This window comes from Acinetobacter sp. YH12021 (genome assembly GCF_013420145.1).
GTDB classification, from domain to species: Bacteria; Pseudomonadota; Gammaproteobacteria; order Pseudomonadales; family Moraxellaceae; genus Acinetobacter; species Acinetobacter towneri.
In genome coordinates, this window is the sequence record NZ_VOYT01000022.1 from 19,341 (window position 1) to 36,651 (window position 17,311).

17 protein-coding genes are annotated in these 17,311 nt (G+C 41.6%); 9 read left to right on the top strand and 8 right to left on the bottom strand.

The annotated features are described in order from the left end of the window. The first annotated feature begins 201 nt into the window (after positions 1–201). Together hpt and FTT91_RS12645 are read left to right on the top strand one after the other, a co-directional pair. Entirely contained in the window at positions 202–729 is a 528-nt protein-coding gene (gene hpt / locus FTT91_RS12640) for a hypoxanthine phosphoribosyltransferase (RefSeq protein WP_004969787.1), read from the top strand. Positions 730–926: 197 nt separating this feature from the next. Beyond that, positions 927–1,184, top strand: coding sequence for a GlsB/YeaQ/YmgE family stress response membrane protein (locus FTT91_RS12645; RefSeq protein WP_004969785.1), 258 nt, complete (start codon positions 927–929; stop codon positions 1,182–1,184). Between the two features lie 174 nt (positions 1,185–1,358). Here the strand turns inward: FTT91_RS12645 and FTT91_RS12650 are convergent, their stop codons facing one another. After that, positions 1,359–2,006, bottom strand: a complete 648-nt coding sequence (locus tag FTT91_RS12650; RefSeq protein WP_373686123.1) for a DsbC family protein — start codon at positions 2,004–2,006, stop codon at positions 1,359–1,361. A 171-nt stretch (positions 2,007–2,177) separates the two neighbouring features. Then, positions 2,178–3,149, bottom strand: coding sequence for a CDF family Co(II)/Ni(II) efflux transporter DmeF (gene dmeF, locus FTT91_RS12655; RefSeq protein WP_180169569.1), 972 nt, complete (start codon positions 3,147–3,149; stop codon positions 2,178–2,180). 58 nt (positions 3,150–3,207) lie between these two features. Here dmeF and FTT91_RS12660 point away from each other — a divergent pair, with 58 nt between their 5' ends. Together FTT91_RS12660 and FTT91_RS12665 are read left to right on the top strand one after the other, a co-directional pair. Continuing rightward, the gene (locus FTT91_RS12660) at positions 3,208–3,474 is read left to right on the top strand and encodes a metal/formaldehyde-sensitive transcriptional repressor (protein WP_004969779.1); all 267 of its coding nucleotides are present in this window, start codon (positions 3,208–3,210) and stop codon (positions 3,472–3,474) included. 103 nt (positions 3,475–3,577) lie between these two features. Then, positions 3,578–4,765 (top strand): MFS transporter, encoded by a 1,188-nt coding sequence (locus FTT91_RS12665; protein ID WP_171287397.1) that lies wholly within the window; start codon positions 3,578–3,580, stop codon positions 4,763–4,765. Between the two features lie 116 nt (positions 4,766–4,881). On the opposite strand, the gene FTT91_RS12670 is transcribed toward FTT91_RS12665, so the two are convergent. The 6 genes from FTT91_RS12670 to rpmH all read right to left on the bottom strand — a co-directional run bounded on the left by FTT91_RS12670 (position 4,882) and on the right by rpmH (position 9,641). Then, the gene (locus tag FTT91_RS12670) at positions 4,882–5,217 is read right to left on the bottom strand and encodes a DUF1622 domain-containing protein (RefSeq protein ID WP_180052182.1); all 336 of its coding nucleotides are present in this window, start codon (positions 5,215–5,217) and stop codon (positions 4,882–4,884) included. A gap of 319 nt (positions 5,218–5,536) precedes the next feature. After that, entirely contained in the window at positions 5,537–6,892 is a 1,356-nt protein-coding gene (gene mnmE / locus FTT91_RS12675) for a tRNA uridine-5-carboxymethylaminomethyl(34) synthesis GTPase MnmE (protein ID WP_179997519.1), read from the bottom strand. 91 nt (positions 6,893–6,983) lie between these two features. Continuing rightward, on the bottom strand, positions 6,984–8,747 hold the full coding sequence (gene yidC / locus FTT91_RS12680) for a membrane protein insertase YidC (protein WP_004969769.1): 1,764 nt from the start codon (positions 8,745–8,747) through the stop codon (positions 6,984–6,986). Positions 8,748–8,752: 5 nt separating this feature from the next. After that, positions 8,753–9,073 carry a membrane protein insertion efficiency factor YidD gene (gene yidD, locus FTT91_RS12685; protein WP_180169570.1) on the bottom strand — a complete coding sequence of 107 codons (321 nt, stop codon included), beginning with the start codon at positions 9,071–9,073 and terminating at the stop codon, positions 8,753–8,755. A 9-nt stretch (positions 9,074–9,082) separates the two neighbouring features. After that, positions 9,083–9,475 (bottom strand): ribonuclease P protein component, encoded by a 393-nt coding sequence (rnpA, locus tag FTT91_RS12690; protein ID WP_004969764.1) that lies wholly within the window; start codon positions 9,473–9,475, stop codon positions 9,083–9,085. A 31-nt stretch (positions 9,476–9,506) separates the two neighbouring features. Further along, entirely contained in the window at positions 9,507–9,641 is a 135-nt protein-coding gene (rpmH, locus tag FTT91_RS12695) for a 50S ribosomal protein L34 (protein WP_000831329.1), read from the bottom strand. A 660-nt stretch (positions 9,642–10,301) separates the two neighbouring features. Between rpmH and dnaA the strand changes: the two genes are divergently transcribed. The 5 genes from dnaA to FTT91_RS12720 all read left to right on the top strand — a co-directional run bounded on the left by dnaA (position 10,302) and on the right by FTT91_RS12720 (position 17,092). Beyond that, on the top strand, positions 10,302–11,678 hold the full coding sequence (gene dnaA / locus FTT91_RS12700; RefSeq protein ID WP_004969761.1) for a chromosomal replication initiator protein DnaA: 1,377 nt from the start codon (positions 10,302–10,304) through the stop codon (positions 11,676–11,678). Positions 11,679–11,786: 108 nt separating this feature from the next. Beyond that, positions 11,787–12,935, top strand: coding sequence for a DNA polymerase III subunit beta (gene dnaN / locus FTT91_RS12705; protein WP_004969759.1), 1,149 nt, complete (start codon positions 11,787–11,789; stop codon positions 12,933–12,935). A gap of 37 nt (positions 12,936–12,972) precedes the next feature. Next, positions 12,973–14,055 carry a DNA replication/repair protein RecF gene (gene recF / locus FTT91_RS12710; RefSeq protein WP_004969757.1) on the top strand — a complete coding sequence of 361 codons (1,083 nt, stop codon included), beginning with the start codon at positions 12,973–12,975 and terminating at the stop codon, positions 14,053–14,055. 44 nt (positions 14,056–14,099) lie between these two features. Next, the gene (gyrB, locus tag FTT91_RS12715) at positions 14,100–16,568 is read left to right on the top strand and encodes a DNA topoisomerase (ATP-hydrolyzing) subunit B (protein WP_004969755.1); all 2,469 of its coding nucleotides are present in this window, start codon (positions 14,100–14,102) and stop codon (positions 16,566–16,568) included. Between the two features lie 161 nt (positions 16,569–16,729). After that, a complete protein-coding gene (locus FTT91_RS12720) occupies positions 16,730–17,092 on the top strand; it encodes a hypothetical protein (protein WP_004969754.1) in 363 nt (120 codons plus the stop codon). The last annotated feature ends 219 nt before the right edge of the window (positions 17,093–17,311 follow it).

The window sequence follows — 17,311 nt, forward strand, 5'->3', positions numbered from 1 at the left end:
TATATAAAACCCATCGGATGGGCAATGCTGATACTCGGTTGTGCTTTGTTGTTACGCTCAGATTCTCACTCAGCACAAAAATGATGCTATTTTAACCATGCAAGCACGTGCAACATCGCGCAAGATATATTAAAATTAGCGCATATTTTGGGGTGTTGCAGGTCAACACCTTTTTTATTTTTGCTTTTTAGGTATCTACCCATGACAGTTGAAATGCAGGTTTTGATTTCTGCAGAAGAAATCCAAACAAAAGTTCAGGAACTTGGTCAAAAAATTAATGCTCACTATGCCAATAGCGACAAAGAGTTGGTTTTAATTGGCTTATTACGTGGTTCTGTATTGTTCATGGCAGATTTATGCCGCACCATTCAAAAGCCGCATGAACTGGATTTTATGACTGTATCCAGCTACGGCGGAGGTACTGTGTCATCGCGTGATGTGAAAATTTTAAAAGATTTGGATGGTGAAATTCGCGGTAAAGATGTCTTGGTGGTTGAAGATATTATCGACTCGGGCAACACCCTAAATAAAGTGATGGAAATTTTGCAAACCCGTGAGCCAAATTCAATTGAGCTGTGTACCTTAATTAGCAAGCCATCACGCCGTGAAATTGAGCTTGAAGTTAAATTTATGGGCTTTGAAATTGAAGATAAGTTTATTGTCGGTTATGGCTTGGATTATGACCAAAAATATCGTCATATTCCGTTTATTGGCGAAATTGGCTTATAAAACAAATACGCCTCGCTTTAAAAAAGTGATCGTTTCAGATCACTTTTTTTTATGGCTGAAATTTGCATTTCATCTATCTAACAGGACAAAAACACTACATGCTGTAGCATTATTCGACTATTTTCCTTGGGATTTTTCGGCAAAGATAAGTCTGAAACATGATGTAAAACATAAACAAAGATAACAAGGAGCTGCTCATGTGGTCATTAATTGTCGCAATTGTGGTGGGTTTTATTGCAGGTCTAATCGCCCGCGCGATTCATCCTGGAGATGATAAAGCAGGGTTTATTGTCACCACCTTACTTGGGATTGCAGGGTCTTTATTGGCAACCTATGCAGGGCGTATGATGGGATTGTACGGTGATGGTTCTGCCGCAGGCTTTATTGCCTCCATCATTGGTGCGCTGATTATTCTATTTATTTATAATACGTTCATGAAGAAATCGCGTGCTTAAATCCTGTATTAACGACTGTAATTTTTCAGTCAAACATCTTCTCTCTCAATAAAAAAACCGCCTAAAAATTGAGGCGGTTTTTTTATATCTACTTCGCAATCACAAATTTCAGGTTTGCTCCGATACACACTACACAATTTTAGTTGCCAATCTCAGATAAAAAATTAGCCGTTCTTAAAGACCAAATTCTTTAAAAATCTGTTCAATTTGTGCCGCAGGATATGCTCCCATAACTTTAAAGCCATTCGAGAAAATAATCGCAGGCGTACCGTTTACACCTAAACGATGCGCTAAAACAATGTTGCGCTCCACAGGGTTGGCACAACTGCTTTGACTTGTAGGCAATTGTGCTTTTGTGATCAGGTTTTCCCAAGCAAGAGCAGGGTTTTTCTCACAATACACCTGTTTAGATGGCGCAACAGATTGCACTTTTAACGGCAAAATAAAGGTATAGATTGTAATGTTGTCCAGCTTTTTCAGTTCAGCCTCAAGCTGTTTACAATATGGGCAATTTGGGTCAGAAAAGATCGCAATCTGACGTTTTCCCGTACCTCGCACACTTTTGATTGCATCTTGTAACGGTAACTTTTTCCAATCGACACTGTTTTGTTGGATCAATAAATCTTTGGTTAAATTATGCTGATCCTTTAAACGAATCATTGAACCCGCCAAAATATGTTGTGCATCTTCATTCAAATACACCACTTGACCATCCATAGAGGCACTGTAAATACCTTTCATTTCTGTGGCTTGAATATTGTCTAATTTCAGTTGCGGATGCTGTTGTTTGACATTTTTACTAACCGTTGCAACATCGGCCATGCTCACGGCGCTGCATAATCCCATTAAGGCAGCTAAACTCAATTGTTTAATCATGTGTTTCATCTAAATAAAGTAAATTTAGCCTGATTCTAAGCTGAAAGCTGCACAGAATTCAGTATTTTTAAGCCAGAATTACGCAATTGCTACAACTCGTTTTTGCTATGCAACGCTTTAGGTTTCACGTGGAACATTCAAGCCTGATGGCGGATTAATTTCTACTGTAATATGCACAATTTCTTCATGAATGGCGAGGGCGGTGCGGACTTGATCTGCGTCTAAATCGTGTGCGGTTTCCAATGCCAAAATACAGGAAAATTTACCCTGTCCGACTTTCCAAACATGCAAGTCTGTAATCATCACACTGACTGGTAACTCTGCAATCACTTCACGAATTTCATCCACCACAGGATGATCCATTTCTGCATCCAGCAATGTTTTCCCTGTTTCCTGCATCAAACCTATCGCCCAACGCGCCACTAAAATTGAACCAACAATACCTAACAGTGCATCTAGAAAATCCCAGCCCCAATATTTACCCGCAATTAAAGCAATAATCGCAAAAATTGAAGTCACCGCATCTGCCACCACATGCATAAAGGCGGCTTTTTGATTTAGGTCATGGCTATCATGCGTATGCTCATGATGGTGATGGTGATGGTGATGGTGATGGTGATGGTGATGGTGATGGTGATCATCTTCATGTAATAACCATGCACAAATCAAATTGACCAATAACCCTAAAATCGCAATTGGAATGGCTTGGTTATACTGAATATCAACAGGAAAAAATAAACGCTCGATAGAGTGAATTGCCATAAATGCAGCCACCACCACCAATAAAATTGCACTGCTATAGCCAGCTAAAATTTCAATTTTCCATGTACCAAAACTAAACCGCGTATCGGCTGCATAATGACGTGCTGCCCGATAGGCAAAATAAGCCAAACCTAGCGCCAGCATGTGTGAACTCATGTGCCAGCCATCTGCCAGCAAAGCCATGGAATGAAAAATCCAGCCACCCAAGATTTCCAAGAACATCATGACAGCCGTCAGCAAAGCCGCATATAATATTTTATTCTGCGCCAGCGGATTGCCTTGATCGAATTGATGTGGATGGATACTATGAGAGTGTTGCTGACGCATAATGGGAAATCATTGTTAAATATACTCTCCTAGAGTATATAGAAATTGAGGTGATGTGTTGGGTCATTTACATACAGATAAGAAAATTTTAAATCGCGTCAAACGTCTACAAGGGCAAATTGGGGCAGTGGAACAAGCACTTCACAATCCTGATCATGGCTGTATTGAAGTTTTACAACAAGTCGCAGCTATTAAAGGTGCGGTCAATGGTTTGATGAATGAGTTAATCGAATCGCATTTGCGTCATCATGTGATTGGTGATCAATGCGCGATTGATGAACATGAACTGGAAGAGTTTATGAAACTGCTAAAACGCTATGCTTAAACACAAATAGGCTTGATCAGATTCAAGGCTTGTCTTTACACCGAGTGATATTTCTCACTATATGAGACTAAACTCAAGAGTTTAGCCATCAATCGAGTTTTTTATGACTCAATCTCAATCTTGGCATCCTTTTGTGATGATCAGCCTCGCCCTGATTATTGGCACCATGGGCACGGCACTTGCAAGCCCACTGTATCCAATTTATCAGGAACTGTGGCAGCTTTTACCTAGCCATATCACCTTTATTTTTGTGGCGTATATGCTCGGTTGTTTGGCTACCTTGCTCTTTTTAGGACGTACCAGCAACAGTATTGGCTTCTTAAAAACCCTAGAATTGGGTTTAGTCATCATCACCCTCGGACTGATTCTGTCGATGTTTGCCACCAATGCACTTTGGCTTGCTTTGGGGCGTTTTGTGATTGGGATTGCTTCAGGTCTTATGACCACATCGGCGTTAATTGGCTTAATGTGGAGTATCCCCGAATCACATAAAGCACATGCGCCACAGCTCAGTTCAGTCATTACCGCAGTCGGGTTTGGCTTAGGCCCTTTGCTTGGTGGCGGTGTGGCACAATTTTCAGCAGCACCTTTGTTTAGCCCATATATTCCAGTCATTTTGGGTGCTGTCCTGTGTTTTATTGGATTGTTACGTTTAGCGCCACCTGAATTTACACCACAAGCCTTCTCGATTGCCCCAAAATTAGAACGCCCAGAACCACGCTTTCATGCAGAATTTTATATTACAGGTTTAACCGCATTCTGTGCCTTTGCTGCCTTTAGTTTATTTGCTTCGCTCTCTCCCTCTTTTGTGCAAGTGATTATTCCGTGGCACGGGCCTTTGGTCAGTGGTTTGGCCATCACCTGTATTTTGCTGATTTCAGCGCTGGTGCAGTATTTTTCTAAAGCCATTCCTGCACAAAAATGCCTAAATTATGGGCTGTATTTGCTGTTATTGAGTTTATTGGTACTCGGTTTATGCATGTATTTACATTGGAGTTTTCTATTTTTTGTGAGTGATGTGCTGCTAGGCATAGGACACGGGTTGGCATTGATTGGTGCTTTTGGCTTAATTCATGCCATGACCAATCTACAGAATCGCGCTGCAGTGATGTCGACCTATTTATTTGTGGGCTATTTAGGCACAATTCTGCCAATTATTGCAGTCGGTTATCTGGCCGATCATTTCGGTTTAACCACCGCCGTACTTAGCTTTTGTGCAGCCATCTGCTTACTGTGTGGCTACATCATTATTTGGTATCGCCAGTTGCAGAACAAACCTGTTTTAGGATGAGTTTTTACCTAAACTAAACGTTAAAATCAGGACAAGGTTTGAATCAGCTGAGTTTATTCAAACCTTGTAGATGAATGGGACTATGTCTTCTGTTTTGATCTCAAACTCAATAGCCATTATTTTTCATTAAGGGCTTGATGTTCTAACTCTTTGGTCAGGAAGTAATTCAAAAAGGTTCGAATCACTGCAATGATCGCCAATTTAATTAGGCTATCTAAATCTGGATCTACCGTGGTGGCTAAAATATCTGCAGCCAACTGAAATTCAAGCGCCGTCGCAAGCCAATCCCCAAAACAATAACGTGCAGTACGCCCCGATTTTAACCGAACCAGCACCCATAAAGTTTTAACTAGACCAATCACCACACAAATCACAGAAATGGCTTCGAGTGACAATTGCAAAAAATGAACCGAAGAAATGAGTATTTCACGTAAAAAAGCCAGTTCAAACATCCAAATACCTCCATCAGAGATTTCATCTCGTGCATTTAGGATTGAATTGAGCGCCAATTTTTGATTATTTTCTCATCATAGCTTTAAATGCTGCGGTTTAAAAAGACTTACGTGATTATTGATGGGTTTTCATAAAGATAAATTGAAACGTTTAAACATGACATGGGTTAAATCGGGTTTGTAACAAAAGAGACACTAAACATTATCAAATAGGCTGATTTTTATCAGCTGACCAACCTAAAATAGGATAATAAAAAAGCACTAAGCCACTAAAACTTAATGCTATTTTCATATCAAATCAGGAAGTAATCGCTAAAAATCATTTCCCGATACAAAACGATCCAAAAATCTTACCCAACAAATCATCTGCAGAAAAATCACCTGTAATCTCACCCAAAGCATTCTGCGCAAGACGTAACGACTCAGCCACTAATTCCCCCGCATGATAGACCACCAACTGCTCACGTGCTTCAGCCAAATACTGCTGCGTGCGCTTCATTGCGTCTAAATGACGGGTACGTGCAATAAAGGTATCTTCTTCAGGCTGAAAGCCTGCATGCGCTGTAATCGCCTCTATGAGCGATTGAACACCTGTTTCTTGTTTGGCCGACACAGTAATATGTCTAAACCCTTTAAAATCTGAAATTGCAGCTTGTACACCAGTTAAATCACATTTATTGCCAATCAACATCAAACGCTTCGGTTCAATATGTTCCGCAAAATAATGCTGTGCCAATTGCAACGGATCTTCGTTTTGGCTCAAGTCATAGACCAATAACAATAAATCTGCCTGTTCAATTTCTTTAATCGCACGGCGAATCCCTTCCTGTTCCACAATATCCCCTGTTTCACGCAAGCCTGCAGTATCAGTCAGGGTAATTGGTAAGCCATTCAGGGTAATTTTTTCATGCAATACGTCACGAGTAGTCCCTGCAATATCGGTCACAATCGCACGTTCAATACCCGCCAAGGCATTGAGTAAGGAAGATTTACCTGCATTCGGTTTGCCCGCAATCACTACCTGCAGACCTTCACGCAACAATTGTCCCTGACGCGCAGATTGTTGCACAGCAGTCACCGAAGTAGCCACTTCATCTAGCAAATTGAGGATTTTCCCATCAGCCAAAAAGTCAATTTCTTCTTCAGGAAAATCAATAGCAGCTTCAACATGCAAACGTAAATGAATTAACTGTTCTAGCACAGTATTCACTTTGGTGGAAAAAGCCCCTTGAAGGGAACGCACTGCAGAACGCGCAGCGGCTTGTGAAGTGGCATCAATTAAATCGGCAATGGCTTCGGCCTGTACCAAATCCAGCTTGCCATTTTCAAAGGCGCGCATCGAAAATTCACCCGCTTTGGCAGCCGTTGCACCGAGTTCCAGTAAACGTGCCAATAAAGCATTTTGAATCACTGGGCCACCATGCCCTTGTAGTTCCACCACATCTTCGCCAGTAAATGAATGAGGATTTGGGAAACAAATCACCAAACCTTCATCCATGACTTCATTGGCTGCATCGTAAAACTGGCGAAAACCTGCGTAACGTGCTTTGGGTAAGTCTTTTTGGGTCAAGGCTGCGGCAATCGCATAGGCTTTTGGTCCCGACAGGCGAATCACCCCCACACCACCACGGCCAGGTGGAGTCGCGATTGCGGCAATGGTGCTGCGGTTATACATAAAATTCACCTAAAACTTTCAAAATATATGCAAAGAAAAATCCGCCTAAGATTACCATCTTAAGCGGATTTATTCAGCAGCTCAGCCATACTTAATTGACTGGAGTTGCCTCTTCTCGTTTAGCGCGGTCTTTTTCAACACTTTTGTTGATCAAGCTTTGCTGCAAAATCGTAATCAAGTTGTTGACAATCCAGTACAGAACTAGACCTGCAGGGAAGAACAATAAGAATACGGTAAATACCACAGGCATAATGCGGAAGATTTTTGCCTGCATTGGATCTGTTGGCTGTGGGTTCAACATTTGTTGAACATACATGGTCACACCCATCAACAATGGCAAGATAAACCAAGGGTCCATTGCCGATAAGTCTTGAATCCAACCTAACCACGGTGCATGGCGTAACTCTACCGATTCCATCAATACCCAGTACAAGGCAAGGAAAATTGGCATTTGTAGTAACAATGGCAAACAACCTGACAGTGGATTCACTTGTTCACGTTTATAAAGTGCCATCATTTCTTGCGAGAAACGCATACGGTCTTCGCCAAATTCTTCTTTCATGCGCTGCATTTCTGGTGCAATCACACGCATTTTCGCCATAGAACGATAGCTCTTAGACGATAACGGCCAAAGAATCAGTTTGACAAGAACGGTTAATAAGATGATTGACCAACCCCAGTTGCCCACTAAACCATGGAAGAATTGCAAACCAATAAACAATAATTTTGCAATTGGCCATAACCAGCCATAATCCACAGTTTGGTTCAAACCTGTCGCCAAATCTTTCAATTCAGACTGAATTTTTGGACCAGAGTAGAAGGTCGCATCAACTTCTGCCACCGTACCTGCAGGCACATTAATAGTTGGCGAGGTAAAACCAATGATGTTCATTTCATCGCTAGATTTACGTGATTCCAACTTCGCTGCATACGGTTGACCATCGGCCTGCGTCAATTTTAACTGCCCCGGAACCCATGCACTCACGAAATAGTGCTGAACCACGGCCACCCAACCACCTGTTGCATCGACATTCAATTTTTCGTCATTAAAATTGTCAAATTTCAACTTGTTGTAGTGTTCTTCAGGTGTTCCCCATGCGCCGCCAAGGAAAGTACCCAAGGTAAAAATACCTTGATCTGACTTGCCTGGATCATCTGAATTATCACGTTTCAACTGACCAAACATCTGACCTTGCCAGTTTTGGCTGCTGCGGTTAATCACTTTGTGATTCACCAGCACAGGATATTCACCTTCAGTAAAACTAAAGGTTTTAATGATTTCTACACCATCGGCAGTTTTATATACCATTGGGACAGTTAAAGTTTTAACTGTTTCACCCGCTTTATTTTTGCTTTCTTTGGCATCGGCTAAGCTATAAGTCGATTTTTCAATTTCATAGCTTGGGCGGCCATTACGGCTACTGTCTGGACCATTCAGCCCGATTAACCCAGATTGCGCGACATAGGTGCGCTTAGCATCGCTTTCCAGCATGACGAAAGGATCGTCACTGTCTTTATTTTTGTCATGATTGAGTAATTCAACACGAACAATATCACCACCTTTCGGATTGATCCAAAGATGATAAAGGTCAGTTTGTACTGAAATAAGCTGCTGACTTACAGGTGCTGTGGCATCGGTTGTTTGCTGTGCAGGAATATTTGCTTGCGGTACATCAGAAGCTGCTGTAGCCGTTTGGGCATTCGGCAAATCTGCAGACACTTCATGTGAAACAACGGCAGTTTTTTGCTGCGGTGCTGTTTCAGCATTTCCATAATCTTTTTGCCACGCCAAAATGAGCAAATATGCGACGACAAACATGGCCCCGAGAATTGCAAACCTGGCCCATTGTTGCATATCTATTACCCCAAGTGGTTAGAGTGATTTTGGTTCAATAAACGATCACGAAAGGGTACAGTAATGTGATGCGTTTGAGAATCTATTTGCTGAAATGAAATAAAACGAATGACTTTTGGCGGCACCGGATCATAGCCCAAACCACCCCACGGATGACAACGACAAATACGTTTTGTAGCCAGCCACACACCACTTACAGCACCATGCGTATGGACTGCTTCCAAAGAATATTGAGAACATGTTGGAATATAGCGACAGCGTGGTCCCAATAAAGGACTAATCGCGATCTGATAGAAACGTATCAACCAATGCAGTAAAAGTACCATTGGCCATCTCTACTTTTGTGGGGAGGGAGCTATTTTTGAATGCTTTTTGGCGAGACGTTGTAACTTCTGCCAAGCAAATTGTAATTGCTGATGCAATTCCGCATTAGATACCGTATCTACCCCAACTTTGGGCATTACCACAATATCTAAGTCATTTAATTGCTGTTGGTGTAAGCGAAAACTTTCGCGAGCAAGTCGTTTTACTCGATTTCGTTCGTGTGCACGACGCACTTTCTTTTTTGCAACGACAAGACCCAAACGGCTATTCGGCAGTTCGGAATGTTTTGCAAGAAATAAGAAATGGGGTTGATGCACTTTAAAAAGCGCACCATCAAACACACCTTTATAATCGGCAGCACAGCGTAATCTCAACTCTGTGCTGAAGCCATAAAGTGTTGTCATAACACCCAAGAGTCGGTTCAGCGTGACTGTATTAAACAGTTAAGCTGTGACGACCTTTTGCACGACGGCGAGCCAATACTTGACGACCAGCTTTAGTAGCCATACGAGCACGGAAACCATGAACGCGCTTACGCTTTAATTCAGATGGTTGAAATGTACGTTTCATATCGAAACTCCAAAAATGATCTTTCTATAAAGGTCCGCGATTTTAGTGCTCATTGCTTGAGCTGTCAATGAAAAACACGGTTTCTTGCAAAATAAGCCTAAATTTTTCTTTTTAACAAGTTTTCGCTCAATTGACTGGTTGAACATACAAATTAAAGTATACACAAGATAAGTAATTGTTTATGCTTGACTAATAAGTTGTTAACAGTATTATTCACATAATTATCCACAAGCTTATTCTGTTTAATTTTAAAATTTTCGGTTTTGAATTTAAATTTAAACTCAGATTGAATTATCCACAGTTGCAATGTTTCTTATAAATAAATTCAAATTTATAAATTTAAATTTATTACTATTAGGGACGCATTTTTCTGTTGAAAACCCACTTTTTCTTTTATAAAACAAAATTTTGAATTGTGGATATCTGTGTTTCTATAATTTTAATATTATGTGGATAACTTTGTGCTATATTTTATCCACACCTTGCGGATAAACTTATCCACACCACGTTTCAAATTTAAATTCAGGTTTAATGATTCCTTTTTTGAGCAATTTTGCTGATTTTGTCATGACAGATGTGGATAACTTGGTTAGAATGGCGACCCGCTCAGGCGGTCGAGAGAAGTTTTAAATTTAAAAATGGATTAGATAGGGGTTTCACATGCTTTGGACGGACTGCTTAAATCGCTTGCGACAAGAGCTCTCTGGAAATGTCTTTACAATGTGGATTCGCCCATTGGTGGCAGAAGAAGTTGAAGATACATTAAAACTTTATGCGCCTAATCCTTATTGGACGCGTTACATTCAAGAACATCATCTGGAATTGATTACTATTTTGGCAGAGCAGTTGTCTGAGGGACGCGTGCGTAAGGTCGAAATTTTAGTCGATTCGCGTCCAGGTGCAATTTTATCGGCCAGTGAACAACCTGCTACCACTACTGCTGCGCTGGAATCTAGCCCTGCGCCTGTGGCCAAGCCTAAACGTGAAAAAGAAGAAAGTTCTGCAAAAAGCCGTAAACGCCAACTCAATCCGTTATTTACCTTTTCCTTATTTGTGGAAGGTCGTTCTAACCAAATGGCTGCGGAAACCTGTCGCAAGGTATTGACCCAATTGGGGGCTTCACAGCACAACCCATTATTTTTGTATGGCCCAACAGGTTTGGGTAAAACTCACTTGATGCAAGCGGTGGGCAATGCTTTGTTGCAAGCCAAACCGAATGCACGGGTGATGTACATGACTGCAGAAAGTTTTGTGCAGGATTTTGTCAGCTCTTTGCAGCAGGGCAAGGTTGAAGAATTTAAGAAAAACTGCCGCTCTTTAGATTTGTTATTGGTGGATGACATTCACTTATTGGCAGGTAAAGAAGCCAGTTTGGTGGAGTTTTTCTATACCTTTAACGCTTTATTGGATGAATCTAAACAGATTATTTTGACTTCAGACCGTTATCCAAAAGAATTAACCGAATTGGATGCACGTTTGGTGTCACGTTTTTCTTGGGGTTTATCAGTCGGGGTAGAACCGCCAGATATTGAAACCCGAATTGAAATTTTATTAAAGAAAGCTGAAAGCAGCGCCGTAGATTTACCACGTAACTGTGCTTTATTTATTGCCCAGCAAGTGGTGGCTAATGTGCGTGAACTTGAAGGTGCACTCAATAAAGTGGTGGCAATTTCCCGTTTTAAAGGCACCCCAATCGATCTAGATGTGGTACGTGAATCTTTAAAAGATGTCTTGGCAATTCGCGCACGTACCATCAGTACCGAAAATATTCAGCGAGTCGTGAGTGAATATTTCCGTATTCCGCTCAAAGAATTGGTGGGGCCAAAACGTACCCGTATTTATGCGCGTCCACGTCAGTTGGCAATGGGCTTGGCACGTGAGCTGACAGGCGACAGTTTCCCTGAAATTGGTATGGCATTTGGTGGCCGTGATCACAGTACCGTGATGCATGCCTGCGAAAAAGTACAAAGCCTGCGCGAAGAAGATCCGATCTTTAACGAAGACTATAAAAACCTGCAACGATTGTTGCAAAGTTGACCGAATTTGCTCAAATTCTGTTCTTGCCATGCGGCAGCTTTTGCCGCATAGTACACTGCTAAAAAACCTATTTTATACTCCAATCTTCAGTTGTTAGAGGAATGTACCGTGCGTTTAAAAATCGCGAAAGAAAGCTTACTGAATGTTCTGTCACATGTCGTAGGAGCGGTTGAACGTCGCCATACCTTAAATATTTTATCCAATGTCAAAGTTCAGGTGACTGAGCAAGCCTTAACCATTACTGGTTCGGACTTGGAAGTGGAATTGGTTGCCAGTACGAATCTGACTGAAGGGGCATGTTTACAGGCAGGGGAAACTACAGTGCCTGCACGTAAACTGATGGATATTTGTAAATCTTTACCAAGCGCAGCTTTGATTGATTTGCAAATCACTGAAGATCAGCGCTGTATTTTAAAATCAGGCAATAGCCGCTTTGTATTAGGTACTTTGCCTGCGGAAGATTATCCATTATTGGCTACAGAAAATGCTCAAGGTACGCAAGTGACGGTTACTGAGCGTGAGCTGAAGCGTTTGTTTGAAAAAACTGCGTTTGCGATGGCAGTGCAGGATGTACGCTTTTATTTAACGGGTACTTTGTTAGAAATTGATGAAAACCAATTACGTGCTGTGACCACAGATGGTCACCGTTTGGCCTTGTGTGAAACAGCGGCATCTTCGACAGCTACTCAATTAATTCAAGCCATTGTGCCGCGTAAAGCTGTGGCTGAATTGCAGCGTTTGCTGAGCATTGAAGATGAACAACTGGCACTTTTAATTGGGCGTGAATTGCTGAATGTGACCATTCGCACCCCAAGCCGTGACAAAGAACAAGCAGAAATTACCGTGCGTTTTACCACTAAATTAATTGATGGTAAGTTCCCAGATTATCGCCGTGTGATTCCACGTGGTGGTGATAAAAACGTGCTGATCGCGCATGATGTATTTAAACAATCTTTACAGCGTGTGGCGATTTTAAGTAATGAAAAATTGCGTGGCGTATTCCTGAATTTTAGTGCGGACACCTTGCAATTACGTGCCAATAACCCAGAACAAGATGAAGCAATTGAAGATTTAGCGATTCAATATGCCGATTCGCCGTTAGAAATGTCATTTAACGCACAGTATTTATTGGACGTATTAGGGGCATTGGATGGCGATGATGTATCGATGACCATGACCGAAGCCAATCAATCGGTATTGGTACAAGATCCAGCACATCAAGATCAAACCTATGTTGTGATGCCAATGCGTGTTTAAGTGAGCGGTTTATTTCAAGATTAAATCTAGCTGAATCATGCATATTACGCGTTTACATATCGAGCGTGTTCGGAACTTAAAAGCGGTTGCACTTCATGAGTTGCAGCCGTTTAACGTCTTTTATGGGCAAAATGGTTCGGGTAAAACCTCGATTTTAGAAGCGATTCATTTATTGGCGACAGGGCGTTCTTTTCGCACCCATATTCCTAAAAATTACATTCAGAACAGTAGCCAAGATGCGATTGTATTTGCTCAGTCATTGACTGAAAAAATTGGCATGCAAAAAATGGCATCGGGTGAGCAGTTGATTAAGGTCAATGGCGACCCTGTTGCGACCCAAGGGCAATTGGCTAAAATTCTGCCTTTACAACATATTGATCCACTCAGTACCGATATTATTGACCATGGTGCAAAACCACGACGGCAACTGTTGGACTGGTTGATGTTCCACGTGGAACCAGAGTTTTATCACGCTTGGCAATATTATTCACGTGCCTTAAAACAACGTAATAGTTTGCTTAAATCACAGCGACATTTAAGTCTGTCGGACTTGGAACCGTGGAACAAAATGCTCAGTGATTATGGTGAGATTTTGCATCGGCAGCGTTTGGGAACGGTGGAACAATGGCAGCAATTTTTTGCACAAGATTTACAGTATTTATTGCCTGATTTACACATTAGTCTGGAATACAGCGCAGGCTTTCATACCGAAACAGGCTTGTTGAATGATCTGTGCAATTATCATCAAAAAGATGTGGAACGTCGCTATACCGAATATGGGCCACACCGCGCAGATTTACGCTTAAAAACCCCAATGGGTGATGCCGATGTGGTGCTGTCACGTGGGCAGAAAAAGCTATTGATTATGGCATTAAAACTGTCACAGATTGCAATGCTGCATGCGTCTAATAAGGAAACTGTGGTATTATTAGATGATCTGACAGCAGAATTAGATTTAAGCGCACAACAACGTTTAATTGAACGATTAAGCCAATTGGGTAGTCAAGTTTTTATTACCACTTTAGATCATCAATCCGTGCAACAACACTTACAAGCGTTGTCGATTCCTTATCGCTTATTTCAGGTCGATCACGGAACGGTGCAGGCTGTTGAGCAATAATTTTTTTATCTTTGGATAGACCTATTTTTCACTAGGGAGAAACCATGAGTTCAGAAGATCAATCTGTCTCTACTACAGAACAAACCAATGAAAAGGCTTATGATTCCTCTAGTATCAAAGTATTGCGTGGCCTAGATGCTGTTCGTAAACGCCCAGGCATGTATATCGGTGATACAGATGATGGTACAGGTTTGCATCACATGGTGTTCGAGGTAGTCGATAACGCTATTGATGAAGCTTTGGCGGGTCATTGTGATGAAATTTTGGTGACTATCCATGAAGATGAATCTGTCAGCGTATCTGACAATGGTCGTGGTATCCCAACCGATATTCACCCTGAAGAAGGTGTCTCTGCAGCAGAGGTCATTCTGACCATTCTGCACGCAGGTGGTAAGTTTGATGACAACAGTTATAAAGTGTCGGGCGGTTTGCACGGCGTTGGTGTGTCGGTGGTCAATGCTTTATCGAGTAAACTTGAATTAACGATTAAACGCGCGGGTCAAATTCACCAACAGGAATACCGCCATGGTGATCCACAATATCCTTTAAAAGTAGTGGGCGACACTGAGCAATCAGGTACGACTGTGCGTTTTTGGCCAAGTGCTGAAACCTTTAGCCAAACCATTTTTAATGTGGATATTTTGGCACGCCGATTGCGTGAATTGTCTTTCTTAAACGCGGGCGTGCGTATTGTATTGCGTGATGAACGTGTCAATTTAGAACATATTTTTGACTATGAAGGTGGTTTGTCTGAATTTGTGAAATATATCAATGCAGGCAAAACCCATCTGAATGAAATTTTCCATTTCACGACACAGGCTGAAAACGGAATTACCGTAGAAGTTGCTTTGCAGTGGAATGATTCCTATCAGGAAAACGTACGTTGCTTTACCAATAACATTCCACAAAAAGACGGTGGAACGCACTTGGCAGGCTTCCGTGCTGCGCTAACCCGTGGGTTAAACAACTACATGGAAAGCGAAAATATCCTGAAAAAAGAAAAAGTCGTGGTGTCGGGTGATGATGCACGTGAAGGTTTAACCGCGATTGTGTCGGTCAAAGTGCCAGATCCAAAATTCTCATCACAGACCAAAGAAAAATTGGTATCGAGTGAAGTGAAACCTGCTGTTGAGCAGGCCATGAATAAATCTTTCTCTGAATATTTATTGGAAAATCCACAAGCGGCAAAATCCATTGCGGGTAAAATTATTGATGCAGCGCGTGCCCGTGATGCGGCGCGTAAAGCCCGTGAAATGACGCGCCGCAAGAGTGCTTTGGATATTGCAGGTTTGCCTGGTAAATTGGCTGACTGTCAGGAAAAAGACCCTGCATTATCTGAATTATATCTAGTTGAGGGTGACTCTGCAGGTGGTTCGGCTAAACAAGGTCGTAACCGTAAAATGCAGGCAATTTTGCCACTGAAAGGTAAAATCCTGAACGTGGAACGTGCCCGTTTTGACAAGATGATTTCATCGGCAGAAGTAGGTACTTTAATTACCGCTTTGGGCTGTGGTATTGGTCGTGAAGAATATAACCCAGACAAACTGCGTTATCACAAAATCATCATCATGACCGATGCTGACGTAGATGGTTCACACATTCGTACCTTGCTATTGACCTTCTTCTTCCGTCAAATGCCAGAATTGGTTGAGCGTGGTCATATTTATATCGCACAGCCACCATTGTATAAGCTGAAAAAAGGCAAGCAGGAACAATACATCAAAGATAACGATGCTTTAGAAACCTATTTAATTTCTAATGCGATTGATGAATTGGAGCTGCATGTGAGTGCTGATGCACCTGCAATTCGTGGTGAGGCTTTAGCCAAAGTCATTGCTGATTATCAAACTTCACAAAAGAGTTTGAGCCGTTTAACGCTGCGTTATCCTGCAAGTCTGTTGGATGGTTTATTAGAATTAGATGCCTTTAAAATTGATCAAGCAGCAGATCAGGCGTATGTACAACAATGGGGCGAGCAATTACGTCAAAGCATTGAACGATTACAACCAAGTTTGCGTCCTGAATTAAGCATCGAACAGTTTGAAAAAGAAGATGCGGATGGTCAAAAATCTGCAACGTATTGGCCACGAATCACGGTATATGTGCACAACTTGCCACATACCTATTTGCTAGACACAGGTTTGCTGGGTTCAGCTGAATATGCACGTTTGCTGAAAAATTCAAAAAGCTGGTTTACGCTGCTTGAAGAAGGTGCGTATTTGGAAAAAGGCGAACGTAAAATTACGGTCAACAATTTCCATCAAGTGTGGCAACACATTTTGCAGGACTCGCGTCGCGGCATGATGATTCAGCGCTATAAAGGTTTGGGTGAGATGAATGCGGAACAACTTTGGGAAACCACGATGGACCCAGAAAACCGCAATATGTTGCAAGTCACCATTGATGATGCCATTGAAGCAGACCGCATGTTCTCTTGCTTAATGGGCGATGATGTAGAACCACGTCGTGCCTTTATTGAAGAAAATGCCTTAAATGCAGATATTGACGCTTAATTCGTCCAAATCATCCGCATAACCATAAGCACTCTACGGAGTGCTTTTTTATGTTTGGCTTTTGTTGTTGTCGTGATTCATCCAAATAACTTTTATAAAACTGACTTATTGTTCTGTCATGCTGAGCTACATTAAGCCAAAAATATAGGAGAATCATTAAGATGGATAATCAATTAGAACAAGCACGTGATGCATGGGTGAATGCTTTTTTTACTGGCAATGTGGAGCTGTTAGCACACTATGAAGATGAAGATTTTAAAGTCGTTTATACGGCAGAATCACGTGTGGAAAATCGTGAAACACGTTATGCCAACATTCAGCATGCAGTGAATAATGGTGTCTGGAAACCGATCAAACCGAATGTTGAATTAGAAGAATATGAGTTTGATCGTGAGCAGGTTAACTGTCGGATTCAAATTGGTTTGGCGGATGATCAAGGGTATATTCAAGAAATCTGGCGCTATATTCAGGGTTGGAAAATACAAGAATTATGTATTAGCAAAGCAAAAATTACTGCCGAGTAGCAGCGATTTTCTGTGAATCACTGAGATTCAATGACTCAAAATAACCATGAAAGAATGGATTGATTTGGCTTTAATTAGAGTTTTGAATTTAAAAGGCTTTGTTGCACAAACCTATCTGTAAAGGCTTTTTCAGCGATATAATTTTCAAATGAAGAAGCCTACACACAAAATCTACCGCACAACCAATTGGCCCGCATATAACCGAGCACTCATGAGTCG